The organism is Rhodococcus jostii RHA1 (genome assembly GCF_000014565.1).
Classification (GTDB): domain Bacteria; phylum Actinomycetota; class Actinomycetes; order Mycobacteriales; family Mycobacteriaceae; genus Rhodococcus_F; species Rhodococcus_F jostii_A.
This window is the reverse complement of the sequence record NC_008268.1, coordinates 1,108,946-1,134,558: the sequence shown is the minus strand read 5'-3', so window position 1 is coordinate 1,134,558 and position 25,613 is coordinate 1,108,946. Positions and strand designations below refer to the sequence as shown.

The window sequence follows — 25,613 nt, the reverse complement described above, 5'->3', positions numbered from 1 at the left end:
GGCTAGGGGCGCGGCGGGTAGAGGCGCCGCGTCCACCACACGAGGACGGCCACCGCGGCGGCGGTGAGGACGGCCACTTGCAGTGTCTGGGTGACGACGAGGATCGTGACGAAAACCAGTAGTGCGACGGCCAGCGCTTCCAGTTTGTACAGGGGCCACTCGGTGCCGGCGAGATCGACAGTGCGGGCGGGGCTGTCGCGGCGAATCTCGCGGCGCACCCATGCGTCGTGTGTCGTCATCGCAGGTCACCTCACTGGCGCGGGTCGGGGGAGCGGAGGTCCCCCGCGTGGGATCAGGGTACTCGGAACCCGGAGTTCGGCGCAACGAACAAACGGATGTGGTTCTTCGCATGTGCACTCGTTCGGCGGAATCGGTGGCGCGTCCTCGCGGATCAGGTGTTGACTGGACGCATGCCACTCACAGGTGAATACGAGCCCAGTCCGTCCAAGTGGGCAGCAGATCAGGCCGAGTTGATGGAATCCACCGATGGAGCGAAGGGCACGACGCTGGGCGGCAGGCCCGTCGTCCTGCTGACCACGCGTGGTGCCAAATCCGGCAAAATCCGCAAGACGCCGTTGATGCGTGTCGAACACGACGGGACATATGCGATCGTCGCCTCGCTCGGCGGCGCCCCCAAGAATCCGGTCTGGTACTACAACGTGAAGGCCGAGCCGCACGTCGAACTCCGCGACGGCTCGGCGACACAGGACATGGTGGCCCGCGAGGTGACGGGCGACGAGAGGGCCACGTGGTGGGACCGCGCCGTCGCCGCGTTCCCCGACTACGCCGAGTACCAGAAGAAGACCGATCGGGAGATCCCGGTGTTCGTGCTCGAACCCGCCTGACACGCGCCCCGCTGTCCTTCGCCGTTCGACCGTCCCCCGACCGGAGGCCCGATGAGAGCGAAAACCGTTGCCGATCAGCTGGTACGTCAACTCCAGGACGCCGGCGTCCAGCGGATCTACGGAATCGTGGGAGACAGCCTCAATCCCGTCGTCGACGCGGTCCGGCGGTCGGGCGGCGCGGCGAAGGGCGGAATCGACTGGATCCACGTGCGTCACGAGGAGGCCGCCGCGTTCGCCGCGGCCGCGGAGGCGCAGGTCACCGGCAAGCTGGCGGTGTGCGCCGGCTCGTGCGGCCCCGGGAATCTGCACCTGATCAACGGTCTCTACGACGCGGACCGCTCGGGCGCGCCGGTGCTCGCGATCGCGGCGCAGATCCCGAGCGAGCAGATCGGACTCGGCTTCTTTCAGGAGACCCACCCGGACCGCCTGTTCGTCGAGTGCTCCCGGTACGCAGAGCTGATCGGAAGTCCCGCTCAGGCGCCACGCGTGACGGCGTCCGCGATCGCGCACGCGACCGCGCTGTCCGGTGTCGCGGTCATCACGCTGCCCGGCGACATTGCGGACCGGCCCGCCGAAGGGAAGGCGCCGTCGGTGCCGCGGACCGGCGCACCGGCGATCGTGCCCGACCAGGCCGACGTGCAGGCGCTCGCCGACGCCGTGAACGCGGCGGGCAAGGTCGCGATCTTCGCCGGCGAGGGTGTGCGGGAGGCGCGCGAGGAGTTGCTGAGCCTGGCCGACACGATCGGTGCGCCGATCGGCCACACGCTCCGCGGCAAGGAATGGATCCAATACGACAACCCCTTCGACGTCGGAATGACGGGGCTGCTGGGGTACGGGGCGGCGCACGACGGAATGCACGGCGCCGACCTGCTGCTGCTCGTCGGAACGGACTTCCCGTACAACCAGTTTCTGCCCGACGGAGTCCGCACCGCGCAGATCGACTGGGCTGCACAGCGGATCGGCCGGAGAACGAACGTCGACCTGGCCGTGCACGGCGACGTGGCGAGCACGTTGCGTGCCCTCGCCCCGTTGATCCGGCGGAAGGACGATCGCCGATTCCTGGGCGACATGCTCGACAAGCATCGGACGCTGATGAACAAGGTGGTCGGTGCGTACACGAAACCCGCCAAGCAGCGAATCCCGATCCACCCGGAATATGCGGCGTCGATCCTCGACGACCTCGCTGACGACGACGCGATCTTCACGACCGACACGGGCATGTCGAACGTCTGGACCGCGCGCTACCTGACGCCGAACGGGTCGCGGCGGTTCCTGTCCTCGGCTCTGCACGGATCGATGGCGAACGCCCTGCCTCACGCGATCGGCGCCCAGGTGTGCGCGCCGGGCAGGCAGGTGGTGTCCGTGTCGGGCGACGGCGGGCTGTCGATGCTGCTGGGGGAACTGGTGACGGTCGCGATGTACCGGCTCCCGGTCAAGATCGTGGTGTTCGACAATTCCACTCTGGGGATGGTCAAGCTGGAGATGCTGGTGGACGGGCTGCCGGATTTCGGTGTGGACGTGCCACCCGTCGACTATGCGGCGGTGGCGTCGGCCCTGGGCATCTTCGCCCGCCGGATCGAGGATCCGGCCGACATCGAATCGGGCCTGCGGCAGGCGTTCGATCACGACGGACCGGCGCTCGTCGATCTGGTCACCGACCCGCTGGCGTTGTCGCTGCCACCGACCATTACGGGCGGGCAGGTCACCGGCTTCGCGTTGGCGTTGTCGAAGATGGTGATGAACGGGGGTGTCGGCGAGGCCGTGAAGATGGCGAAGTCGAACGTCCGCAATGTGCCGCGACCGTCCCAGTTCGATCCGCGCGGCTGAACCCGACTGGTATCCCATGGCTGGAGAGTGGGAACATATCCGGGTGTCCACATCGCCCGATACCGCAGCCCAGAACATCACCTCGCCCCTGACAGTGGGCGATATCGACGCGGCCATCGAGCGAATTTCCCACGTGATCGACGCGACCCCCTTGCAGCGGAGCGAGCGCCTGTCGTCGCTCACCGGCGCGAACGTCTACCTCAAGCGCGAAGACCTCCAGGTCGTCCGCTCCTACAAGCTGCGCGGCGCCTACAACCTCATGGCCCAGCTCGATGCCGGTGAGCGTGCGGCCGGCGTGGTGACGGCCAGTGCGGGCAATCATGCGCAGGGCGTCGCGTTCGCCTGCCGGACAATGGAAATCACCGGCCGCATCTACGTTCCGTCGAACACCCCCAAGCAGAAGCGGGATCGCATCCGCGCGCACGGCGGCGAGTTCGTCGAGCTGATCCTGACGGGGGAGACGTACGACGCCGCTGCCGCTGCGGCTTCCGCCGACGTGCGGCGGACGGGCGCGACGATGGTTGCGCCGTTCGACGACGCCCGTACCGCGGCCGGGCAGGGCACCATCGCCGCCGAGATCCTCGCGCAGCTCGGTGCGGCTCCCGATACCGTGCTCGTCCCGGTCGGTGGCGGCGGATGCATTGCCGGCATCGCCACGTATCTGCGTGCGCACGCACCCCGCACGGCCATCGTCGGGGTGGAGCCGACGGGGGCGGCGTCGATGACGGCGGCCCTGGTCGCCGGGGGTCCCGTGACGTTGACGGAGATCGACCCGTTCGTCGACGGTGCCTCGGTGAAGCGGGTTGGCGACCTTCCGTACGCCGTGGTGTCCGCCTTGGGCGCCGAGGTGGTGACGCACACGTCACTGGGCCAGTCCGACCGGTCCACCACGATCCGGCTCGATCCCGAGAGCTTCGTGATGGCCAACCTCGACGAGGGCGCACTGTGCACCACGATGCTCGAGCTGTACCAGAACGAGGGCATCATCGCCGAGCCCGCGGGCGCCCTGTCGGTGGCGGCACTCGGGAACATCACGTTCGAGCCGGGGTCCACGGTGGTGTGCCTGATCTCCGGAGGCAACAACGACGTCTCGCGGTACGGCGAGATCCTGGAACGTTCGCTGGTGAATCTCGGCCTGAAGCACTACTTCCTCGTCGACTTCCCGCAGGAGCCGGGCGCACTGCGCCGCTTCCTGGACGAGGTGCTCGGCCCCGAGGACGACATCACCCTGTTCGAGTACGTGAAGCGCAACAACCGGGAGACCGGCGCCGCCCTGGTGGGTATCGAACTCGGCAAGGCCGAGGGGCTCGGCGAGCTGCTCGAGCGGATGGAGCAGTCCCGGATGCAGGTCGAACGCCTGGAGCCGGGGAGCCCCGCGTACCGCTACCTCACCTGAGTCGCTACTTCTGCAGCAGCCGCGCGACGACCTTCGTGTACAGCTCGGGCTCCGGCATGGGGAGCCCGAGCAGAGCGGCCAGGTAGATACCGTCCCCGACGAGGCGCACGATCTCGGCCTGCACGGGGTCGTCGATCTCGCTCTGGAGACCTTCGTCCCAGCCGCGCATCACTTCGGTAACGGCCTTCTGGATCTCGTCGTGCTGACCGTCGACGCTCCGTAGCGCGGCGATGGTCGAACGGTAGAGGGCGAGTTCCTCGGTGGTGCTCGCGTCGGGAACCTGCAGATACCACTCGGACAGCGAGGTGCCGCCGGACACGGCGTCGGCGAGCTGGGCGTCCGCCCGCTCGCCCAGCCGGCGCACCATGGCGGCGAGAAGCGCTTCCTTGCTGGGGAAGTGGTAGAGCAGTCCGCCTTTGGACACCCCGGCCTCCGCGGCGACGGATTCGAGGGTCACCTGGGCTATCCCCACGTCGAGCAGCAGCTTCTCGAGGGCGTCGAGTATTCGATCGCGCGTACCGGCAGCCATGGAGAGGGACTGTACCCGGGAAATAACTTTACCGTCCGGACGGTTCACGATAAAGTAACGGAACTGTACCGGCTGGACGGTTCTCACCGTGCCAGCTCTCGAATCGGAAAGTCGCAGGAAGATAAATGTCTGTCTCCACGGATCGCGGGATCAACGACGCCTACGGCGCGCCAGGTCAGTCCTCCGCATCACGCCGAGACTGGCTCGGATTGGTCGTCCTGGCCTTCGCCGTCCTCCTGATCGCCGTCGACGGCACCGTGCTCGACCTCGCACTGCCGTTCATCAGCGCCGACCTCGAACCCAGCAGCACGCAGCTGCTGTGGATCATCGACGTCTACTCGTTCGTCCTCGCCGGCCTGCTCATCACGATGGGCACGCTCGGCGACCGGATCGGGCGGCGTCGCCTGTTGCTCCTCGGCGCCGCCGGATTCGGCATCGCCTCGCTGATCGCAGCGTGGTCGCCGACACCCGAGATGCTGATCGCGGCCCGCGTCCTGCAGGGAATCTCGGGTGCGACGCTGATGCCCGCGACACTCGGCCTGATCCGCACGATCTTCGTCGACCCGCGCCAGCGGACCCTCGCCATCGGCGTGTGGGGCGCGATGGCCGGTGGCGGTACCGCGGCCGGCCCGCTGATCGGCGGCTGGCTGCTCGAGCACTTCTGGTGGGGCTCGGTGTTCCTGATCAACATCCCCGTGATGCTGATTCTGATCGCCGTGGGACCGCTCGTGATTCCCGAGTCCAAGGACCCCGCCCCGGGGCGCTTCGACCTGCTCAGCGCCGCGCTGTCGATGACGACGATGCTGCCGCTGGTGTACGCGGTCAAGGAGACCGTGGTGCACGGTGTCGACCCGGTGCTGCTCGCCGTCGGACTCGTCGGCGTCGTGTCCGGTGTGGTGTTCGTGCGCAGGCAGAAGGCGATGAAGGACCCGATGATCGACCTCGGCCTGTTCGCCAAGCCGGCGTTCTCGACCGCCGTCCTCACCAACCTGCTGTCGATCTTCGCGCTGGCCGGTGTGCTGTTCTTCGGCTCGCAGTACCTGCAGTTGGTGCTGGGTAACAGCGCGTTCGAATCGGGTGTGCTGATGCTGCCCGGCATGCTGATGAGCGCGGTCACCGCACTCGCGGCGGCCTGGATGGTGCGCCGGTGGGCCACCTCGCACGTGCTCGGCGGCGGTCTCGCGATCGCGGCTGTGGGCTCGGCACTGATGCTCACGCTCGGCGTGGACGGTGCCCCGACGATGTTCGTGATCGGCTTCGGCCTCGCAGGCGCCGGTGTCGGTATCGCACTGACCCTGACCTCCGACCTCGTGGTCAGCGCCGTCGAGCCCGAACGGGCCGGCGCCGCCTCCGCGGTCTCCGAGACCGCATACGAGCTCGGTATCGCGCTCGGCGTCGCCGTGCTCGGCAGCGTCGTCATGGCGATCTTCCGGAACGGCCTCGACACCTCGATGCTGCCGCCGGAACAGGTCGAGCCCGCCCAGGGCACGCTCGGTGCCGCCGTCGCGGAGGCCCAGCACCTCCCGGAGACGGCCCGGACGGTGTTCCTGGAGTCCGCGCAGTCGGCGTTCGTCGACGGCATGCACGTCGCCGCCGGCGCGACGGCCGTGATCCTGTTCGCGACCGCAATCCTCGTCCTGCGGATGCTGCGCGACCGTCAGGGCGAGCTGTCGAGCACCACGAACGAGTGACCCGGTAGCACCGTCGCCGACGCGGTTTCGTCCTGCATCGGCGGCTCCCACCACAACACGGGGGAGCCGCCGACCGGGACGGTCACCGGTTCGGCACTCAGGTTGCACGCGATACGAAGTGCACCGCGGTGCACCACGATCCACTGCTCCGCCTCGTCGTAGTCGACGGACAGGTTCTCGAGCCACGGATCGGTCAACTCGGCGCGCTCCCGGCGTAGGCGCAGCAACGAGCGATAGCAGTCGAGCAGCCGCGCATGCGGTTCGCGGACCAGTTCGTCCCAGTCGAGCTTGGACCGCTCGAAGGTTTCCGGGTCCTGTGGGTCCGGAACGTCGTCCGTGCTCCAGCCGTGCTCCGCGAACTCGGCCTTGCGTCCCTCGGCCGTTGCCCGCGCGAGTTCCGGTTCGGGGTGGGAGGTGAAGAACTGGAACGGGGTGCTCGCACCCCACTCCTCACCCATGAACAGCATCGGCGTGAACGGCGAGCACAGCACGAGCGCGGCCTTCACGGCGAGCTGCCCGGAATCGAGATACGTGCCGGGGCGGTCGCCGATCGCCCGGTTACCGATCTGATCGTGCGTGCACGTGTACGTGACCAGCGAACTGGCCGGGGTCCGGCGGGTATCCAGCGGCCTGCCGTGGGTGCGACCGCGGAACGTCGAGAAGGTGCCCGCGTGGAACCACCCCTGGCGCAGGGTGTCGGCGAGGCAGGCCATCGAACCGAAATCTCCGTAATAGCCCTGCCTCTCGCCCGACACCGCGGCGTGGATGGCGTGATGCACGTCGTCGTCCCACTGCGCGTCGAGGCCGCAGCCGCCTGCCGACCGCGACGTGATCAGGCGCGGATCGTTGAGGTCGCTCTCGGCGATGAGCGTCAGCGGCCGTCTCAGGTGCGCGGACAGCCGGCGGGTCTCGATGGCCAGGTCCTCGAGAAGATGGGTGGCGGTGTGGTCGACGAGCGCGTGGACCGCGTCGAGGCGGAGCGCGTCGATGTGGAACTCACGGAACCACCGCAGCGCGTTGTCGATGATGTAGCGGCGGACCTCACCGCTGTCCGGTCCGTCCAGGTTGATGCTCCGGCCCCACGTGTTGGCGCCCTGCGCGAGGTACGGGCCGTACCGGTCGAGGTAATTGCCGGACGGTCCGAGGTGGTTGTACACGGCGTCGAGGACCACGCCGAGACCGCGGGCGTGGCACGCGTCGACGAGGGTCTGCAGCCCGTCCGGCCCGCCGTAACCCTCATGCACCGTGTACCAGAGAACGCCGTCGTATCCCCAGTTGTGGGTCCCGTTGAAACCGTTGACGGGCATCAGTTCCACGAAGTCGACGCCGAGTTCGACGAGGTGGTCGAGCCGGTCGACGGCGGCCGCGAACGTGCCCTCCGGAGTGAACGTGCCGACGTGCAGTTCGTAGACGACGGAGCCGGCGAGCTGCCGCCCGGTCCACCGCGAGTCGGTCCAGAGGCTCTCGTCGAGAGTGTGGAGTTGGGACGCTCTGTGCACTCCGTCGGGCTGTCGCGGCGACCGGGGATCGGGAAGTGGGGTGTCGCTGTCGTCGAGGACGAACGCGTACCGCGAATCCGGCGACGCGTTGACGTCGGCTCGCCACCATCCGTCCGGTGACGGGGTCATGTCGTGGCGTCGGCCGTCGACCTCCACAGAAACGGAATCCGGAATCGGGGCCCATACCTCGAATGTGTGCACCCGATCAGCATGCCTCGATGCGGCGGGCCGCGCAGGACAGTCAGCTCTCGGGCGTGCCGGAGTCCTCGACCTCCTCGATGATCTCCGCGCCGAGAACGGACAAGCGGTGTTCCTCGGCGTCCTGCACGGTGCCGAAGTCCTGCTCCTCGAGCACGTTACGGTCCTTGTCGAGGTATCGATACGTCGCCATGTCCCTACGATGGCACACGGCGGCAGAGATGGCGGCGAGTCGGCCCTTTCGCCCCGGTTCCGGAAGTAGCAAGCTGAGAGTACGGACTCGAACGTCGCGAGGAGCAGTCATGCACGTAGCAGTGGGAGACCGGTTGCACGTTCAGGGGAGGGTGGTCGGAGTGCACGAGACGACCGCCGAGGTCGTGGAGGTACACGGAGAGAACGGCGCACCGCCCTATCTCGTCCGGTACGACGACGGCCACGAGGCGCTCGTGTTTCCCGGATCCGACGCCTGGGTGGAACACCCGAAGTCGTAGGTATCGGGCGCTTCGCCTGGTCGATGCGTGGCAAATCGCTGTGCCACATTGGTTGCACGATTGATGTATCGAATGCATCTATCGTGAGACCGTGCCCGAATCCGCCAAGAGGTCCTACAGCTCGCCGCTGCGTGCGGAATCGGCGCGCCGGACCCGTCTCCTCGTCCGGGACGCCGCGGCCCGGCTGTTCGTCGACCGTGGATACGTCAGCACGACGGTGCGGAACGTGGCCGAGGCCGCCGGGGTGTCGACCCGCACGGTGTTCACCGCGTTCCCCGGCGGCAAGGCGGAACTGTTCCACGAGGCCCTGCACACGGCCATCGAGGGTGATACCGCCGCGACCCACACGCCCGCACCCCGGGACGGCGACCCCGTCGAACGGATCCTCGACCAGATGGTCGGATTCAGCACCGACGTCCTGGAGCGCGCCGGAACCCTGATGACGACGTCGATCGAATCCTCGGGAGCGGACGACGACATGCGGCGGTTCGCCGACGAGGGAGCGCGGGCCTCGGCCGAGAATGCGATGACGCTCGCCGAGGGACTCGCCGCGCACGAACTGCTGCGTCCCGAAATCTCCGTCCAGCGGGCCGCCGACGTGCTGTTCACGGTCGTGTCGCCGCAGGTGTACTCGATGCTGCGACGGCAGTGCGGGTGGGATGTCGTCGAGTACCGGAACTGGGTGAAAGCGACGATCCGGGCGAGTCTGCTCCACTGATCCGAGGTGCGTCGCGCCTACGGCAGCAGGATGAACTTGCCCGCCGCGTGCGGCTTCCGAAGATCGGCATGAGCGCGTGCCGCCTCCGTCAGCGCGTACGTGCGCGCCACGCGCACCCGCACGTCGCCGTTGCCCGCGAGGTCGACGAGGAAGACGCGGGCGCGTTTACGCGGCTCCATCCCTTCCGGCCCCAGCGCGCCCACGATCCGGAAACCGGCTTCGACCGGCCGGGGTCCGGGAACGGTCGTCACCAACCGCGACCGGTCCCGCACCAGGTCCACGGAGACGTCGATCGCCTCGTCACTGCCCGCGGTATCGATCACGGCGTCCACCCCGTCCGGTGCCAGGACGCGGACCCGATCGTCCAGGCCGGCGCCGTAGGACACGGGGGTGGCTCCGAGCGAGCGGACGTAGTCGTGGTGCTCGGGGCGCGCGGTACCGATGATCGTGGCACCGCGGGCCCGCCCCAACTGCACGACGAACGACCCCACGCCGCCGGACGCTCCGTGCACGAGCAGGAGGTCGGCGGCGCCGACGTTCGCCGTGTCGAGGGTGTCGACCGCGGTGGCACCCACGGCGAGAAGTCCGGCCGCCTCGTTCCACGGCAACGACGCAGGTTTCGGGATCACCGAATCACCGGACACGACAAGTCGGTCCGCGTACGACTCGGACACCGGGTACACGATCACCTCGTCGCCCACCGAGATCGGGCCCACCGGTCCCGCCGCGGTGTCACCCACCTCGCCGACGATGCCCGCGGCCTCGCTGCCCAGGCCCATGGGCAAGACGTCCGGGTCGGCACCGAACGCGCCGCTGTAGAGCTTGTAGTCGATCGGATTGACCCCGATGGCGCGAACGTCGATCACCACCTCGCCGGGGGCGGGACTCACCGGATCCGCGTCGACGACCGCGAGGACCTCCGGCCCTCCGTATGTCCGGGCAACCACACGTCGCGACATACAAGAGCCAGTACCCCCGTGAGTACTTGTCAACCGCGGGCGGTTAATAAGTACTCACAGGGCCAGAAGCGCCATGGGATAGCGGGCGAACAGGGTCGCGGTGTCGACGCCGCCGCCGGTGTACGTCTGGGAGGTGAGCAGGTCGGTCCAGGTGCCGTCGGGGAGGGGCGCGGTGGTGTCGCCCCAGCCACGTTGCTCCAGACCGACGGTGTGGCGGGTGGCCAGTGCCACGACGTCCGGCGCCGACCCTTGCCGTCCGCGGGCGAAGCCGATCAGATGTTCCGCCGCGGTCCCCGACGCGAACACCGGCGTGTAGGTCCCGCCGACGAAGCTGTCCGGACGTTCCCGGCGCAGGCGCAGAGCCGTGCGGACGATGTGCATCTTCGCCGCGCCCGTCGCATCGACCGGAGGGGTGCCGAGCCCCGCGAGCAGGCTCCGTCGTATGTCGTAGTCCACGGGACGGCGATTGTCCGGGTCGACGAGCGAGTCTTCCCACAGCTCGGTTCCCTGGTACACGTCCGGGATCCCGGGTCCGCACAGCTGCAGCAGCTTCTGACCGAGCGAGTCCGACCAGGCGTGCGGGGCCAGCTGGGTGCACAGGGAGCCGAGCGCCTTGCCGACGGTGCCGTCGATCACCGTGTCCAGCCAACTGTGGAGGTCGCGCTCGAAGTCCTCGTTCACGTCGTGCCACGACGTCCGGGTCCCGGCCTCGCGGACCGCCTTCTCCGCGTACGCGTGGACGCGGTCGCGGAAGTCGGGCACGTCGGCCGCGGCCCGGCCGTCGACCGGCCACACCCCGAACAGGTTCTGCCACAGGAACAGTCCGGTCACGGGATCGGGGCTGGGTGCGATGCGTTCCCACTGATCGACGCATTCGGCCCACAGGTCCGGCACCTGCGACAGGATGCCGATCCGGGCCCGGACGTCCTCCCCGCGCTTGGTGTCGTGCGTCGACAGCGTCGTCATCGCCTGCGGCCACCGGGCGGCTCGCTCGGCTGCGGCCAGGTGGAATTCGGCGGGGGAGACGCCGACGTTCGCCGGATTGCCGCCGACCTCCTGCAACGACACCAGCCGGGCGGTGCGGTAGAACAGGCAGTCCTCCACGGACTTCGCCATCACTGCGCCGCACACCTGCTGGAAGCGGGTGGCCGCCTCACCGCCGGCGATCAGGGCGGCGCCGAGGGCGGACAGCGCGTCGGACCAGTGCGGTTCACGCCGGAGGACGTCGCCGATCACCCGTTTCGCCAGCCCGGCCAGCGGACTGTAGTCGGACCGGTACACGGGCATGGCGGCGACGACGTCCACGACGGCGTCACGCAGGTCCGCATCGCTGCAGTCGGTGCCGGTCTCCGCGCGGATCGCCCGGACGAGGCGCCGGACCTCCGGGGCGAGAATGGTTCCGGCGACGTCGCGTTTGATCGCGGTTTCGTGTTCGTGAATCCACGGCGCGTCACCCCGGTCACCCGTGCGGGACGACGACAGGACGGTGAGCGCGGGAGCTCCCGACGCGTCGACGAAGACGCCGCCGACTTCGGCCAGCGCGTCGTAGCCGGTGGTGCCCGCGATCGGCAGGTGGTCGTCCAATGGTTCGGTGTGGCCGAGGATCTTCTCGATCACCAGCCACCGGTCCGCGCCGATCACGCCGCGCAGCCGGTCGAGATACTCGGCCGGATCGGACAACCCGTCGGGATGGTCGATTCGCACGCCGTCGATCAACTCGTCCGTCACCCAGCTCCGCAGTTCGCGGTGCGAGGCCTCGAACACGCGCGGGTCTTCCTGACGGATACCGGCCAGTTCGCTGACCGCGAAGAATCGCCGGTACCCGATGAGCCCGGAGTCCCACGGGACCAGGCGGTAGGACTGCGCGTCGTGCACCGCCGTCGGCTCGGCGGTGTCGGTGCCGGGGGCGATCGGGAACCGGTGCTCGTAGAACGCGAGCAGAGGCTCGGGTCCCGAGCGGTCGACGGTCAGCGACTCGAGATCGGCGTCCGATCCGAGGACGGGCAGCGCGAGCCGGCCGCCTGCGCCGTTGTCGTCGCTCCAGTCGATGTCGAAGAACTCGGCGTACTCGGAGCGGCGACCGTGCGTGAGAACATCCCACCACCACGGGTTCTCACGCGGATTCGCGACACCCACATGATTGGGGACGAGGTCGACGACGAGACCCATGCCGCGGCCCCGCACCTCCCGGGACAGCGCGGCCAGCGCCTCCCGCCCGCCGAGCGCGGGGGACACGCGGGTCACGTCGGTGACGTCGTAACCGTGGGTCGATCCGGTGGTGGCCGTCAGGATCGGCGACAGATAGACGTGGGAGATCCCGAGGTCGTCCAGGTAGTCGGCGACGGCGGCGGCGTCCGCCAGGGTGAAGCAGTCACCGCGCAGTTGCAGCCGGTAGGTGGCCGTGATCGACATCGTCGTCCCCGGCTCAGGCTGTCCGGCGCAGCACGACCAGCGACCGGGCCTCGACCTGCAGCGGATCCCCGGCCTTGATCACCGCTTCCTTCGCCCCCGTCGGGACGGCGGTGTCGAGCACGACCGCCCATTCGTCGGCATAATCGGAATTCGGCGTGGAGAACTCGATCTCCTCGTCGTGCGCGTTGAAACACAGCAGGAACGAGTCGCCGACCACCCGCTCGCCGCGGTGGTTGGGTTCGGGGATGCCCTCGCCGTTGAGGAAGACCGCGAGGGACTTCCCGAAACCGCTGTCCCAGTCCTCGGGGGTCATCTCCTCACCGGCCGGGGTGAGCCACGCGATGTCGCGGGTCTGGTCACCGCTGCGGATGGGGGTGCCCTCGAAGAACCGGCGACGACGGAACACCGGATTCTTCATCCGCAAGGCGATCACCCGTTTGGTGAACTCGACCAGGTCGGCGTTGGCGTCCGCCAGCGACCAGTCCATCCACGACAGTTCCGAGTCCTGGCAGTACACGTTGTTGTTGCCCTGCTGGGTGCGGCCCATCTCGTCGCCGTGCGCCAGCATCGGCGTCCCCTGGCTGAGCAGCAGGGTGGCCAGGATGTTGCGGCTCTGCCGCCCGCGCAGATCGAGGATCTCCGGATCGTCCGTCGGCCCCTCGACACCGCAGTTCCAGGACCGGTTGTGGCTCTCGCCGTCGTTGTTGCCCTCGCCGTTGGCCTCGTTGTGCTTCTCGTTGTACGACACCAGGTCGTGCAGGGTGAACCCGTCGTGGGCGATGACGAAGTTGATGCTCGCGCCGGGGCGGCGCCCGGTGGCCTCGTAGAGGTCGGAGGACCCGGTCAGCCGGGACGCGAACTCGCCGAGCGTCGCGGGTTCGCCGCGCCAGTAGTCGCGGACCGTGTCCCGGTACTTGCCGTTCCACTCCGTCCACAGGCCCGGGAAGTTGCCCACCTGGTACCCGCCTTCGCCGATGTCCCACGGTTCGGCGATGAGCTTGACCTGGCTGACGATCGGATCCTGCTGGACGAGGTCGAAGAACGCGGAGAGCCGGTCGACGTCGTGCAGTTCACGGGCGAGCGTGGACGCGAGGTCGAACCGGAATCCGTCGACGTGCATCTCGGTGACCCAGTACCGCAGCGAGTCCATGATCAGTTGCAGCGTGTGCGGGTGCCGGGCGTTGAGGCTGTTCCCGGTGCCCGTGTAGTCCATGTAGTGCTCGGCGTCGCCGTCGACGAGCCGGTAGTAGGCGGCGTTGTCGATGCCGCGGAACGAGATGGTCGGACCGAGGTGGTTGCCCTCGGCGGTGTGGTTGTAGACGACGTCGAGGATGACCTCGATGCCCGCTTCGTGGAACGAGCGGACCATCGCCTTGAACTCCGACACCGCGGCGCCCGGCTTCTCCGCCGACGAATACCCGGTGTGCGGGGCGAGGAAGCCGAACGTGTTGTAACCCCAGTAGTTCCGCAGCCCCTTGTCCAGCAGCGTCTGATCGTGCATGAACTGATGCACCGGCATCAGTTCGATCGCGGTGACCCCGAGGTCGACGAGGTGGTCGATGATCACCGGATGCGCGAGGCCCGCATACGTGCCGCGGAGCTCTTCCGGCACACCGGGATGCGTCGCCGTCATGCCCTTGACGTGGGCCTCGTAGATCACGGTGTCGTGGTACGGGTGCTTCGGTGCGCGGTCGGCAGCCCAGTCGAAGAACGGGTTGATCACCACCGTCGTCATCGTGTGGCCGAGCGAGTCGTGTCCGGGCAGTCCGGGCGCCGAGGTCTCCTCGGGTTCCGCCGCGAGCTCGGCCCCCGCCTCGTCCTCTGCCTCGATGTCGTCGTCCGTGTCGACGAGTAGGGCGGCGTCCTCCGATTCGTCGGGGGCGGCCTCGGCGGGCGCGTCGATGTCGTAGGAGAACAGGGACCGGTCTCCGTCGAACTCGCCGTCGAACGCCTTGCCGTAGGGGTCGAGGAGGAGCTTGCTGGGGTCGCAGCGGTGCCCGGCAGAGGGATCCCAGGGGCCGTGGATCCGGTACCCGTACCGCTGACCGGGAACGACGGTCGGCAGGTACGCGTGCCACACGTAACCGTCGACCTCGTCGAGGCGAATCCGCGTCTCGGTGCCGTCCTTCGCGATCAGGCACAGATCGACCGCCTCGGCGACCTCGGAGAACAACGAGAAGTTCGTCCCGGCTCCGTCGTAGGTGGCGCCCAGTGGGTAGGCGCTGCCGGGCCACACGGGAATGGGCGTGGTGCCGGTCGACTCGCTTGCTTCCATATCGAGAACACTAGCCCGCGTCGGCGTTGCTCTCAGCTCGACGTGATCGGGCTATCGGCCCGGGGTGGAGCTCCGTGCGGCAGCAAGCATTCCGGCTGTGATCTTCCGCACGTCGCCGGTGGTGCACACGTACGGCGGCATCGCGTAGATCAGGTTCCGGAAGGGCCGCAACCAGACCCCGGCGGCCACCGCGGCGTCGGTGGCGGCCCGCATGTCGACGGGTTCGGCGAGTTCGATCACACCGATCGCGCCGAGCACCCGGACGTCCCGGACGCCGGGGAGTTCCCGGGCCGGCGCGAGCCCCGATTCGAGCTCGCGGCGCACACCCTCGACCTCGGCTCGCCAGTCGCGCGACAGCAGGAGTTCGATCGACGCCACAGCGACGGCGCAGGCGAGCGGGTTGGCCATGAACGTGGGACCGTGCATCAGCCCGCCGGCGTCCCCGGCGCTGATGGTCTCGGCGACGTCGGTGGAACAGAGCGTCGCGGCGAGGGTCATATACCCGCCGGTGAGGGCCTTGCCGACGCACATGATGTCGGGGCGGGCGCCGGCGTGGTCCGCGGCGAACAGTTCGCCGGTGCGGCCGAAACCGGTCGCGATCTCGTCGAACACCAGCAGCAGCCCGTGCTCGTCGCAGATCCGCCGCAGCTCCGACAGGTACCGGGGGTCGTGGAAGCGCATGCCACCGGCTCCCTGCACCACCGGTTCGACGATGACGGCCGCCAGTTCGTCGGTGTGCGAGGCCACCAGGTGCTCGAACTCCGCGACGTATCGCGGGTCGAATTCGCGGGGCGGGGGTCCGGCGAAGACCTGCCGTGCCAGGACGTCCGTCCACAGGGAGTGCATGCCGCCGTCCGGGTCGCAGACGCTCATCGGGGCGAACGTGTCGCCGTGATACCCGCCGCGCCAGGTGAGCAGCCGGTGCCGCTCCGGCCTGCCGCGACTGCGCCAGTACTGCAGGCACATCTTGACGGCGACCTCGACGGACACCGAACCGGAATCGGCGAGGAACACCTTGTCGAGTCCGTCCGGGGTGATCTCGACGAGCAGCTGGGCGAGCCGCGCGGCCGGTTCGTGGGTGAGCCCGCCGAACATCACGTGACTCATCCGCCCGAGCTGCGCCGTCGCCGCCGCGTCCAGGACGGGATGCCGGTAGCCGTGGACCGCGGCCCACCACGAACTCATGCCGTCGACGAGTTCGCGTCCGTCGGCGAGAGTGAGGCGCGTCCCGCTCGCCTCGGCCACCACGAGCGGGGTGGTCGAGGCGGGGAAGGCGCCGTACGGATGCCAGAGCAGCGAGGCATCGAGGGACGTGATGTCGTCGACGGACAGGCTCGGGGAGGTCACGGTCTCGACCCTAGCCACTCGAAGAAAACCGGGCCCACCCGGGTTGAACACCGTTCAAGTCGCGTATCGTGCCGTGGGTGAGTACCGACCGCACCTTCACCACCTGGCTCGACGACGTCGAGGACCAGCGGCGCGCCGCGGGACTGCGCCGCGAGTTGCGTCCACGCACGCCCGGCAACGCGCTGATCGATCTGGCGTCCAACGACTACCTCGGACTCGTACGGCACCCGGAGGTGCTGCACGGCGCGATGACCGCGCTGCGCCGCTGGGGCGCGGGGGCCACCGGCTCGCGTCTGGTCACGGGATCGACCACCGAACACGAACTCCTCGAAACCGAACTCGCCGAGTTCGTCGGCGCCGAGGCCGGGCTGGTGTTCTCGTCCGGGTACACGGCGAATCTCGGTGCCGTCACCGCACTGTCCGGCGCCGGATCGCTGATCGTCTCCGACGCGGGCAGCCACGCGTCGCTGGTCGACGCGTGCCGGCTGTCCCGGGCCCGCGTGGCCGTCGCACCGCACTCCGATCTCGACTTCGTCCGCAGCGCACTGGCCACCCGGCCGGAGGAGCGGGCGCTGGTCGTCACCGACTCGGTGTTCAGCGCGGACGGGGATCTCGCACCCCTCGTCGACCTCCACCGGGTGTGCCGCGACCACGGCGCGTTCCTCGTCGTGGACGAGGCGCACGGTGTCGGAGTCCGCGGCGCAGGGGGCCGCGGACTCGTGCACGAGGTGGGTCTCGCGGGCGAACCCGACATCGTCGTCACGGCCACGCTGTCGAAGTCGCTGGCCAGCCAGGGCGGTGCGGTGCTGGCGTCGGAGAAGGTGCGCGCGCATCTCGTCGACGCCGCGCGCACGTTCATCTTCGATACCGGCCTCGCCCCCGCGGCCGTCGGTGCGGCACGGGCGGCGCTCGCCGTTCTGCGGCGTGAACCCCACCGTGCGGAGTCCGTCCTGAACCGTGCGCGGGATCTCGCCCGGTTCACCGGCGCCGGGACACCCGAGTCCGCCGTCGTCTCCGTCATTCTCGGCGACCCGCAACGCGCCGTCGACGCGGCCGCCGCCTGCCGGGAACAGGGCTTGCACGTCGGCTGCTTCCGGCCCCCGTCGGTGCCCGAAGGCACGTCGCGTCTGCGGCTCACCGCCCGAGCGACGCTCGATGAGGGCGAACTGTCGCGGATCGAAGCCGTGCTGGCGGACGTCCTGGCGGGAGCGTCGGCGTGAGCATCCTGGTGGTCACCGGCACGTCGACGGACGTCGGCAAGACGGTGGTCACGGCGGCGCTGGCGGCGGCTGCACGTGAGGCGGGCCTGTCCGTGGCGGTGTGCAAGCCCGCGCAGACCGGCGTCGCGCCGGGCGGGCCGGGTGATCTGGCCGAGGTGACCAGACTGTCCGGTGTCACGGCGGTGGTGGAGCTGGCCCGCTATCCCGAACCACTCGCCCCCGACACCGCGGCCCGGCGCAGTGGCCTGCCGATGCTGCGGTGCGCCGACGTCGTCGAGACGGTCCGTGCGCTCGATGACGGGCACGATCTGGTGCTCGTCGAGGGTGCAGGCGGCCTGCTGGTGCGGCTGGGCGCCGAGGGCTTCACGCTCGTCGATCTCGCGCGCGCCCTCGACGCACCGGCTGTGGTGGTCGCCGCGGCAGGCCTCGGCACGCTCAACCACACCGAGCTCACGATCCGGGCACTGTCGGCGGCCGGTCTCGCCTGCGCCGGAACGGTGATCGGGTCGTGGCCGGACGAGCCCGGGCTCGCCGAGCGGTGCAATCTCGACGACCTGCCCGCCGTGACGGGAGTCGACGTCGTCGGCTCGGTGCCCGCGGGCAGCGGACGCCTCGCCTCCGCGTCGTTCGGCGCGGCCGCATCCACGTGGTTCGACAGCACCTGGCTGAAGTCGACGCTCACGCGGCTCTGAGCTGGGGCCGTCAGGAGTCGGCGAGCACCGACAGCACGTTGCCCGCGGGGTCGGTGAACCACGCGATGTCGGGACCGTTGCCGCGCATGATTGCCTTGTCGTCCTGATCGAAACCGTCGTACCGCAGGAACCGGACCCCACGTTCGGTGAGCGCGTCGACGGCCTTCTCGACGTCGTCCACGGCGAAATTCAGGATCGTGAACGTCGCCGGCGTGTGGTCGGGCTTGGGATAGATCAGCACCACCGGCCCCTTCGGGAGATGCAGGCCCAGCAGTCCCATCTCCTCCTCGGTGACCTCGAGGCCCAGGGTGTCGGTGTAGAAGGACTTGGCCGCGGCGATGTCGTCGACGGCGAACCCGCTGAATGCTCGCGCATTGCTCAACATGTCTGTTCTCTTTCCGTGCTGTCGGTCAGGACATCTCGGCCCGCGCCTGCGCGCTGAGCTGGATGATCTGGACGTAGTTGCCGTCGGGGTCCACGGCGGTGCCGAACCAGCTGCCGTCACGATCCTCGAGCGGGGACAACCACGTCGCGCCGAGTTCGTCGATCCGGTCTGCTGCGGCGCGGGCGTCGGTGACCTCGACGTTGAGGAGTATGCGGCCGGGTTCGGGGTTCGTGTCGCCGACATCGTCGCGCCGGTCGAGCATGATGTAGAAGCCGTCGAAGTCGAGGACGTCGTAGCCCGGTTCGCCGGGGGTGCGTTCGACCTTCGGCGAGAACGCGGCGGTGTACCAGTCCCGTAGTCGGTCGGGGTGAGTGCTGGCGAGCAGGATGCTTCCGATCGTGGCGTCGGCCATGATGTCCTCCCGGTGGGTGTGCGTTGTCGGTGGTCCTGCAGATATGGACTCGGCCGCCCCGCGAAATTCATCGCAACGGAGTTTCCGAGGTGCCGAAAGCGGCACCGTCCCCTCCGAATATCGGTAGTGTGATTCATGTCACGGCTACATCCGGCTGGGTTGGGAGGGGTCACATGTCGACCTCCGAAATGCTCGAACTGAATCGCACCATCGACCGCCTTCGGCGCGCTGTCGGTTCGTTGCGATCGATGTACGGCGACGCCGCATCCGTGCGGCGGCTGAGCAACGATCTGGAGCGGCTCGAGATAGACGCGCGGGAACTCGACTCCTCGCCGCCGAACGTCGTCCACCGCGAACCGGTGGAGCGAATCAAGGTGTCGGACACCCCGTACGACGCGTCGATGTGGCTCGGTATCGATGACGAGGGGCTGGGCGGGCTCCACTACGAGCGCGGATGAGCGCGCCGCCGAAGGATTCCGAAAGTGCCGGTGTGGGGGCGCCGACCCGTGCCCGGATAGCGGAACGCACGCTCCGCACCGACCGGTGGTGGGTGGCCCCGCTGCTGACGGTGCTCGGCCTGTCCGTCTTCGTGGTGTACGCATCGGTCCGCTCGTGGGTCCGCACCGCGTACTTCGTCGAGGACTATCACTACCTGACGCCGTTCTACTCGCCGTGCCTGAGCGATTCGTGTGTGCCCGGTTCGAGCGACTTCGGGACACCCATCGGCGAGTTGCCGATGATCATCCCGCTCGGGTTCCTGGTGCTGCCGTTCCTGCTCGGCTTCCGGCTCACCTGCTACTACTACCGCAAGGCCTACTACCGGTCGGTGTGGTTCTCGCCGCCCGCGTGCGCGGTTGCGGAGCCCCACAGCACCTACACGGGTGAGACGCGCCTGCCGCTGATCGTCCAGAACGCACACCGCTACTTCTTCTACGTGGCAGTCGTCGTCTCGCTGATCAACACGTACGACGCGATCCGCGCGTTCCACGGCGCCGACGGCGGATTCGGAATCGGGCTCGGCACACTCGTCATGGTCTGCAACGTGATCCTGCTCTGGGCGTACACCGTCTCCTGCCATTCCTGCAGGCACGTCATGGGCGGCAGGCTCACCCACTTCTCCAAGCACCCGATCCGGTACCGGCTCTGGACCTGGGTCAGCACACTGAACACCCGGCACATGCAGCTCGCCTGGACCACCCTCGCCACACTGATCATCACCGACTTCTACGTGATGCTCGTGGCCAGCGGCACCATCTCCGACCTGCGCCTCATCAACTGACTTCATCGAAGAGGGAGTGGAATGACGGAAGTCGAACGGCACCAGTACGATGTCGTGGTCATCGGTGCCGGCGGCGCCGGTCTGCGAGCGGTCATCGAGGCCCGGGAACAGGGCCTGTCCGTCGCCGTCGTCTGCAAGTCGCTGTTCGGCAAGGCGCACACGGTCATGGCGGAGGGTGGCTGCGCCGCCGCGATGGGAAACGCCAACGAGAAGGACACGTGGCAGACCCATTTCCAGGACACGATGCGCGGCGGCAAGTTCCTCAACAACTGGCGAATGGCCGAACTGCACGCCCGCGAGGCTCCCGACCGGGTGTGGGAACTCGAGACGTACGGGGCCCTGTTCGACCGGACCCCCGACGGCCGGATCAGCCAGCGTAACTTCGGCGGTCACACGTATCCGCGGCTCGCGCACGTCGGTGACCGCACCGGACTCGAACTGATCCGCACCATGCAGCAGAAGATCGTGTCGCTGCAGCAGGAAGATTTCGCCGCCACCGGCGACTACGAGGCCCGGATCAAGATCTTCGCCGAATGCACCATCTCCGAGCTGACCAAGGACGGCGACCGGATCTCGGGTGCCTTCGGATACTGGCGCGAGAGTGGACGTTTCGTCCTGTTCGAGGCACCGGCCGTCGTGATGGCCACCGGCGGGATCGGCAAGTCGTTCAAGGTGACGTCGAATTCGTGGGAGTACACCGGCGACGGTCACGCCCTCGCCCTGCGCGCGGGCGCCAACCTCATCAACATGGAGTTCGTGCAGTTCCACCCCACCGGCATGGTGTGGCCGCCCAGCGTCAAGGGCATCCTCGTGACGGAAGGCGTCCGCGGCGACGGCGGGGTCCTGAAGAACTCCGAGGGCGAGCGGTTCATGTTCTCGTACATCCCGCCGGTCTTCAAAGGCCAGTACGCGGAGACCGAGGAAGAGGCCGACGGCTGGTACAAGGATTCCGACAACAACCGGCGCACACCGGATCTCCTGCCCCGCGACGAGGTGGCCCGGGCCATCAACTCCGAGGTCAAGGCCGGACGGCAGACCCCGCACGGCGGCGTGTACCTCGACATCGCCTCACGGATGCCCGCCGACGAGATCGTCCGGCGGCTGCCCTCGATGTACCACCAGTTCAAGGAACTCGCCGACGTCGACATCACCAAGGAGCAGATGGAGGTCGGGCCCACCTGCCATTACGTGATGGGGGGCATCGAAGTCGACCCCGACAGCGGATCGTCCAGCGTCGCGGGTCTGTTCGCCGCGGGGGAGTGTTCGGGCGGGATGCACGGTTCCAACCGGCTCGGGGGCAACTCGCTGTCCGACCTTCTCGTGTTCGGGCGCCGCGCCGGACTGGGGGCGGCGGAGTATGTGAAGTCGCTGCAGGACCGGCCGGTCGTGTCCGCGGACGCCGTCGATGCGGCGGCGCGGATGTTGTTGTCGCCGTTCGATCCCGCGGTCGGGGAGGGCGGCACGACCGAGAACCCGTACACGCTGCACACCGAACTGCAGCAGACCATGAACGACCTCGTCGGCATCATCCGGAAGGAAGACGAGATCGTGCGTGCCCTGGAGAAGCTCACGGAGATCAAGGGCCGCATCGGGGGCGTGGAGGTGGAGGGGCACCGCCAGTTCAACCCGGGATGGCACCTCGCCGTCGACCTGCGGAACATGGTGCTGGTCAGCGAATGCGTGGCCCAGGCGGCGCTGCTGCGCACGGAAAGTCGCGGCGGGCACACCCGAGACGACCACCCGAGCATGGAGGCGGAGTGGCGCAACACCCTGCTGGTGTGCAGCGTGGTCGGCGACATGTCCGCGCATCCCGATTCGGTGGTGCCGGACGTCACCGTCACCCGCGAACCCCAGCTCCCGATGCGCGCAGAGCTGTTGGAGCTCTTCGACATCGACGAACTGGCGAAGTACTACACCGACGCCGAACTCGCGGAACACCCGGGAAGGAAGGCCTGAGATGGGTTACGACGCGCGGTTCCGGGTCTGGCGCGGCGACGCCGACGGCGGCGCGCTCCAGGACTACTCCATCCCCGTCAACGAAGGTGAGGTGGTGCTCGACATCATCCACCGGTTGCAGGCGACGCAGACGCCGGACCTGGCGGTGCGATGGAACTGCAAGGCGGGCAAGTGCGGTTCGTGTTCCGCCGAGATCAACGGCCAGCCACGGCTGCTGTGCATGACGCGGATGTCGACGTTCACGGAAGACGAGGTGGTGACGGTCACGCCGTTGCGTGCGTTCCCGGTCATCCGGGATCTCGTCACCGACGTGTCGTTCAACTATGCGAAGGCGCGGGAGATCCCGTCGTTCACCCCGCCGCCGGGGCTCGGACCGGGTGAGTACCGGATGCAGCAGATCGACGTCGAGCGGTCGCAGGAATTCCGCAAGTGCATCGAGTGCTTCCTCTGCCAGAACACCTGTCACGTGATCCGTGACCACGACGACAACAAGCCGGCGTTCTCCGGCCCCCGCTTCTTCATCCGCGTCGCCGAACTGGAGATGCATCCACTCGACACGGCCGACCGTCGTGACGCGGCGCAGGAAGAGTTCGGTCTCGGGCTCTGCAACATCACCAAGTGCTGCACCGAGGTGTGCCCCGAGGGGATAAAGATCACCGACAACGCCATCATCCCGATGAAGGAGCGGGTGGTCGACCGCCGGTACGACCCCATCGTCTGGTTGGGCAACAAGCTTTTTCGCCGCGGTTAGCGCCTCCGGCACCCGTGAGTACTTGTTAACCGCGGGCGGTTGAGAAGTACTCACGGGTGCGTCAGCGCACGGTGTGGAGGTTGCGGGCGGTGGGCGACTTCTCGACCGATTCGGGGTCCGGGTCGGTGCCCAGGATCCGGTCGGCGGTTCCCGACGTGGTGACGGTGAACCAGTAGTGCTCGTTCTTGTAGTGGTGATGGCGGTGGTTGCGCCAGATCGCACGGTACAGGCGGGAGTTCGGCTTGTAGTCGCTGTGGATGAGGTAGTGCGTCCATTCGTAGAGGACGCCCAGAATGCTCAGCACCACCAGGAACGTCAGTCCGAGTCCGGTGCGCGGGAACGCGAGCAGCGAGATGGCCACGAGAACCGGAATCAGCCACGTCAGCGTCTGCCACGGGATGAAGACCAGCGGTACGTCCCGGGGGTCGACGTGATGCTCGCGATGCTTCCGGGCGAGCAGCGAATCGACGGTCAGGCCCAGGACCTTTCGGGGTTTCCAGTGCAGGATGCCGACGTGGATGACCCATTCGGCGAACGGGAACACGGCCAGCATCACCAGCGGAAGCACGGCATCGGTCAGCTGCCAGTCGCCGACGATCAGGCGGGCGGCCACCGCGGCGACCAGCATGCCGCCGATCATCCACGGGGACGGGTGTCGACGGAACTGGTCTGCGGCGTCGCGGAGGGTGATCGACCTGCGTTGGCGGCGATCTGCGGGAGGTTTCGTGGTCATGTGTCCTTCTCCGAATCGTTCTGGTGCAGTGCGTCGATCACGGACGTGACGGCGGCCGTGCCGAGGTCGAGGAGTGTGGTGGCGGTCTGTGCCGCGGCGACTTCGTCGTGGGCGGAGATCGCCTCGGCCAGCTGGTGGTACAGGTCGGTGCGGCCGACTTCCGCGACCATGACGGCGGCCATCGCCGTCATAGTCGGTTCGTAAGCGTTACGGAGGCTGTTGAAGATGAGCCGGAATGCGATGGAATCGGCCGTGTCGACGACGCGCTCCCAGAAGGCCAGGGCGCCGACCTGCTGCGCGACGGGGTCGCTGTCGGAGGCGAGATGATCCACGGCGTCGCGGAGAGCGGCACCCGACTCGTCGGTGGCCCGGCCCGCGGCGAGCCGGGCGACCTGCACACCGATCATCCGCCGCGCCTCGAGAACGCTGCGGACCACCGCCCAGTCGGGTACGCCGTCGCGGACCAGCAGCTGGGACAGCAGTTCGGGCCCGCCGTGCTGCCGGAAGTCGCGGACCGAGGTGGCGTCGCCCTGCCGGACCTCGACGAGTCCGGCCTGGGCCAGCTTCTGGATCGCTTCTCGGATCGCGGGCCGGGACACCCCGAACGCTTCGGCGAGTCGTCGTTCGCTCGGCAGGGCATCGCCGGCGGCGAGGTCGCCGCCCAGCACACGCGCGGTGATCTGGTCGAAGACTTCGGTGGAGGCGGATTTCCGCGCGATCGGCTCGAACATCATGACCATGACAGTAGGTCGGCAATAGGTAAGAGGTCAAGTGGTCTTACCAGTGCATTTTGCTAGCCGAAGAGGCTTCGGACGAACGCACTGGTGTCGGGCAGGGACGCGGGCATGGTGTAGAGATGGCCGGTCGGATACGTCCGGAACACGAACTGCTGCCCGTTCGCGGCGAGGTCCGCCGTCAGTTTCCAGGCAAGAGGAATGGGGACGACGTCGTCGAACAGTCCCTGCCCGATGAACAGCGGCCGGTCGTAGCCCCGCACGGGCACACCCAGAGTGGTGCGCAGCGCCCCCAGGACCGCCGGGTCGTCGAGGGGACGGGACATCAACTGTCCGATCGAGATGCCGTCGAGTTGCGGGGCTGCCTCCTCGTAGCAGAGCGATTCGACGCGATTCAGGACGTCGACGCCGAGCGGTGTGAGGTAGCTGTCGACGTCGAAGTCGGGCCGTGACGCCCGCAATCCGGCGAGCGCGTACGCCACGAACACCGTGCTCCCGGTGAGTGGCACCTCCGGGAAACCCGGGCCGACGAGTGGCGCGAGATTCTCCAGGTTGGACGGGGCGCCGGTGGCGACAGTGCCGCGGAAGTCGAGTTCCGGTGCGTACGTGGTGGCCATCGACGCGGCGACGAGAGCGGCATGGCCGCCTTGCGATTGACCGAGGGCGACCCACCGATCGGACAGGGACGGCGTGACGGTCCGCGCCGCGCGCACCATGTCGATCACGCTGTGCGCCTCCGTCGGGCCGTCGAGGTACGGGTGCACACCGGGCGTGCCGAGGCCGACGTAATCCGTTGCGACGACGGCGTAACCCTGGTCGAGCCAGTGCTGGACGTACGGTCCGACGAGCTTTCCCGTCACCGTCGGCGCACACTTGTCGGCGATGCCGACCGTCCCGTGGGCCCAGGACACGACGGGCCACCCGCTGGGCGGCGCCTCACCGGGGGGCAGGAGAACCGCACCGGTGCTGAGTGCGGGTTCGTCCATCGGCCCCGTCGTCCAATAGGTGACGTACGTGGCGTCGGCGACGCCCGGCGGCCGCGCGTCCGGTGCCAGCGGCGTCGCGGCGACGACCGCACCCGGATCGCCGCCCGCAGTCTGTGCCGCCGCCGGGGTGGGCGCGCCGAGGAGCGACAGTACGAGTGCCGCCGCGAGAACCGTTCCGGTGCGGCGGCCGAGTGAAGACGTCATCGCGTCCGTCCCTGGGCCGTCGGAGGCGCCGCGCGGTCCTGGAGTGGCCGACGCGGCGTCGACTCAATTGTGCG

General features: G+C 68.4%; 25 protein-coding genes. 12 read left to right on the top strand and 13 right to left on the bottom strand.

Going from position 1 to position 25,613, the window contains the following annotated elements; all coding sequences use genetic code 11:
- Nucleotides 1-2 precede the first annotated feature (2 nt).
- The gene (locus RHA1_RS05145) at nucleotides 3-239 is read right to left on the bottom strand and encodes a hypothetical protein (RefSeq protein WP_011594211.1); all 237 of its coding nucleotides are present in this window, start codon (nucleotides 237-239) and stop codon (nucleotides 3-5) included.
- A 171-nt stretch (nucleotides 240-410) separates the two neighbouring features.
- Here RHA1_RS05145 and RHA1_RS05140 point away from each other — a divergent pair, with 171 nt between their 5' ends.
- From RHA1_RS05140 to ilvA, 3 genes are read left to right on the top strand one after another with little or no spacing between them, the layout of a single operon-like run.
- Nucleotides 411-845 (top strand): nitroreductase family deazaflavin-dependent oxidoreductase, encoded by a 435-nt coding sequence (locus tag RHA1_RS05140; protein ID WP_009473716.1) that lies wholly within the window; start codon nucleotides 411-413, stop codon nucleotides 843-845.
- 51 nt (nucleotides 846-896) lie between these two features.
- The gene (locus RHA1_RS05135) at nucleotides 897-2,672 is read left to right on the top strand and encodes a pyruvate dehydrogenase (RefSeq protein WP_009473715.1); all 1,776 of its coding nucleotides are present in this window, start codon (nucleotides 897-899) and stop codon (nucleotides 2,670-2,672) included.
- Between the two features lie 43 nt (nucleotides 2,673-2,715).
- A complete protein-coding gene (gene ilvA, locus RHA1_RS05130) occupies nucleotides 2,716-4,068 on the top strand; it encodes a threonine ammonia-lyase IlvA (RefSeq protein WP_009473714.1) in 1,353 nt (450 codons plus the stop codon).
- A gap of 4 nt (nucleotides 4,069-4,072) precedes the next feature.
- Here the strand turns inward: ilvA and RHA1_RS05125 are convergent, their stop codons facing one another.
- Nucleotides 4,073-4,597: a TetR/AcrR family transcriptional regulator gene (locus RHA1_RS05125; protein ID WP_009473713.1), complete on the bottom strand. Its 525-nt coding sequence runs from the start codon at nucleotides 4,595-4,597 to the stop codon at nucleotides 4,073-4,075.
- Between the two features lie 125 nt (nucleotides 4,598-4,722).
- Between RHA1_RS05125 and RHA1_RS05120 the strand changes: the two genes are divergently transcribed.
- Nucleotides 4,723-6,288 (top strand): MFS transporter, encoded by a 1,566-nt coding sequence (locus RHA1_RS05120; RefSeq protein WP_011594210.1) that lies wholly within the window; start codon nucleotides 4,723-4,725, stop codon nucleotides 6,286-6,288.
- Here RHA1_RS05120 and treZ read toward each other — a convergent pair.
- Nucleotides 6,255-7,988: a malto-oligosyltrehalose trehalohydrolase gene (gene treZ, locus RHA1_RS05115; RefSeq protein WP_011594209.1), complete on the bottom strand. Its 1,734-nt coding sequence runs from the start codon at nucleotides 7,986-7,988 to the stop codon at nucleotides 6,255-6,257. The two genes, RHA1_RS05120 and treZ, sit on opposite strands and share 34 nt — an antisense overlap.
- A 40-nt stretch (nucleotides 7,989-8,028) precedes the next feature.
- Entirely contained in the window at nucleotides 8,029-8,178 is a 150-nt protein-coding gene (locus RHA1_RS50365) for a hypothetical protein (protein WP_005260252.1), read from the bottom strand.
- A gap of 109 nt (nucleotides 8,179-8,287) precedes the next feature.
- Between RHA1_RS50365 and RHA1_RS05110 the strand changes: the two genes are divergently transcribed.
- Together RHA1_RS05110 and RHA1_RS05105 are read left to right on the top strand one after the other, a co-directional pair.
- Nucleotides 8,288-8,476: a DUF1918 domain-containing protein gene (locus tag RHA1_RS05110; RefSeq protein ID WP_005563004.1), complete on the top strand. Its 189-nt coding sequence runs from the start codon at nucleotides 8,288-8,290 to the stop codon at nucleotides 8,474-8,476.
- A gap of 91 nt (nucleotides 8,477-8,567) precedes the next feature.
- Nucleotides 8,568-9,194, top strand: coding sequence for a TetR/AcrR family transcriptional regulator (locus RHA1_RS05105; RefSeq protein WP_011594207.1), 627 nt, complete (start codon nucleotides 8,568-8,570; stop codon nucleotides 9,192-9,194).
- A 17-nt stretch (nucleotides 9,195-9,211) separates the two neighbouring features.
- Here RHA1_RS05105 and RHA1_RS05100 read toward each other — a convergent pair whose 3' ends face one another.
- The 4 genes from RHA1_RS05100 to RHA1_RS05085 are packed head-to-tail and all read right to left on the bottom strand — an operon-like array spanning nucleotide 9,212 to nucleotide 16,187.
- Nucleotides 9,212-10,153, bottom strand: coding sequence for an NADP-dependent oxidoreductase (locus RHA1_RS05100; protein ID WP_011594206.1), 942 nt, complete (start codon nucleotides 10,151-10,153; stop codon nucleotides 9,212-9,214).
- Nucleotides 10,154-10,207: 54 nt separating this feature from the next.
- Nucleotides 10,208-12,565 carry a malto-oligosyltrehalose synthase gene (gene treY / locus RHA1_RS05095; protein ID WP_011594205.1) on the bottom strand — a complete coding sequence of 786 codons (2,358 nt, stop codon included), beginning with the start codon at nucleotides 12,563-12,565 and terminating at the stop codon, nucleotides 10,208-10,210.
- 13 nt (nucleotides 12,566-12,578) lie between these two features.
- Nucleotides 12,579-14,840, bottom strand: a complete 2,262-nt coding sequence (gene glgX, locus RHA1_RS05090) for a glycogen debranching protein GlgX (RefSeq protein ID WP_011594204.1) — start codon at nucleotides 14,838-14,840, stop codon at nucleotides 12,579-12,581.
- Nucleotides 14,841-14,891: 51 nt separating this feature from the next.
- Nucleotides 14,892-16,187, bottom strand: a complete 1,296-nt coding sequence (locus RHA1_RS05085) for an adenosylmethionine--8-amino-7-oxononanoate transaminase (RefSeq protein ID WP_009473705.1) — start codon at nucleotides 16,185-16,187, stop codon at nucleotides 14,892-14,894.
- A 68-nt stretch (nucleotides 16,188-16,255) separates the two neighbouring features.
- Between RHA1_RS05085 and RHA1_RS05080 the strand changes: the two genes are divergently transcribed.
- Complete coding sequence (locus tag RHA1_RS05080) at nucleotides 16,256-17,407, top strand: 8-amino-7-oxononanoate synthase (RefSeq protein ID WP_011594203.1); 1,152 nt, start codon at nucleotides 16,256-16,258, stop codon at nucleotides 17,405-17,407.
- Complete coding sequence (gene bioD / locus RHA1_RS05075; RefSeq protein WP_011594202.1) at nucleotides 17,404-18,099, top strand: dethiobiotin synthase; 696 nt, start codon at nucleotides 17,404-17,406, stop codon at nucleotides 18,097-18,099. Before RHA1_RS05080 ends, bioD begins: the two co-directional genes overlap by 4 nt.
- A gap of 10 nt (nucleotides 18,100-18,109) precedes the next feature.
- On the opposite strand, the gene RHA1_RS50360 is transcribed toward bioD, so the two are convergent.
- Nucleotides 18,110-18,484: a VOC family protein gene (locus tag RHA1_RS50360; RefSeq protein WP_009473702.1), complete on the bottom strand. Its 375-nt coding sequence runs from the start codon at nucleotides 18,482-18,484 to the stop codon at nucleotides 18,110-18,112.
- Between the two features lie 25 nt (nucleotides 18,485-18,509).
- Complete coding sequence (locus RHA1_RS50355; RefSeq protein WP_041811106.1) at nucleotides 18,510-18,896, bottom strand: VOC family protein; 387 nt, start codon at nucleotides 18,894-18,896, stop codon at nucleotides 18,510-18,512.
- Nucleotides 18,897-19,069: 173 nt separating this feature from the next.
- Here RHA1_RS50355 and RHA1_RS05060 point away from each other — a divergent pair, with 173 nt between their 5' ends.
- The 4 genes from RHA1_RS05060 to RHA1_RS05045 are packed head-to-tail and all read left to right on the top strand — an operon-like array spanning nucleotide 19,070 to nucleotide 22,882.
- Nucleotides 19,070-19,354: an Rv0250c family protein gene (locus RHA1_RS05060; RefSeq protein ID WP_009473700.1), complete on the top strand. Its 285-nt coding sequence runs from the start codon at nucleotides 19,070-19,072 to the stop codon at nucleotides 19,352-19,354.
- A complete protein-coding gene (sdhC, locus tag RHA1_RS05055) occupies nucleotides 19,351-20,175 on the top strand; it encodes a succinate dehydrogenase subunit SdhC (protein ID WP_009473699.1) in 825 nt (274 codons plus the stop codon). Before RHA1_RS05060 ends, sdhC begins: the two co-directional genes overlap by 4 nt.
- A 21-nt stretch (nucleotides 20,176-20,196) precedes the next feature.
- Complete coding sequence (locus RHA1_RS05050) at nucleotides 20,197-22,131, top strand: fumarate reductase/succinate dehydrogenase flavoprotein subunit (protein WP_009473698.1); 1,935 nt, start codon at nucleotides 20,197-20,199, stop codon at nucleotides 22,129-22,131.
- Nucleotide 22,132: 1 nt separating this feature from the next.
- The gene (locus RHA1_RS05045) at nucleotides 22,133-22,882 is read left to right on the top strand and encodes a succinate dehydrogenase/fumarate reductase iron-sulfur subunit (RefSeq protein WP_009473697.1); all 750 of its coding nucleotides are present in this window, start codon (nucleotides 22,133-22,135) and stop codon (nucleotides 22,880-22,882) included.
- 61 nt (nucleotides 22,883-22,943) lie between these two features.
- Here RHA1_RS05045 and RHA1_RS05040 read toward each other — a convergent pair whose 3' ends face one another.
- The 3 genes from RHA1_RS05040 to RHA1_RS05030 are packed head-to-tail and all read right to left on the bottom strand — an operon-like array spanning nucleotide 22,944 to nucleotide 25,539.
- Nucleotides 22,944-23,615 carry a sterol desaturase family protein gene (locus RHA1_RS05040; RefSeq protein ID WP_041811105.1) on the bottom strand — a complete coding sequence of 224 codons (672 nt, stop codon included), beginning with the start codon at nucleotides 23,613-23,615 and terminating at the stop codon, nucleotides 22,944-22,946.
- A complete protein-coding gene (locus RHA1_RS05035) occupies nucleotides 23,612-24,349 on the bottom strand; it encodes a FadR/GntR family transcriptional regulator (RefSeq protein WP_193384922.1) in 738 nt (245 codons plus the stop codon). Before RHA1_RS05035 ends, RHA1_RS05040 begins: the two co-directional genes overlap by 4 nt.
- A 59-nt stretch (nucleotides 24,350-24,408) precedes the next feature.
- Nucleotides 24,409-25,539 carry a lipase family protein gene (locus tag RHA1_RS05030; RefSeq protein ID WP_011594198.1) on the bottom strand — a complete coding sequence of 377 codons (1,131 nt, stop codon included), beginning with the start codon at nucleotides 25,537-25,539 and terminating at the stop codon, nucleotides 24,409-24,411.
- Nucleotides 25,540-25,613 lie beyond the last annotated feature (74 nt).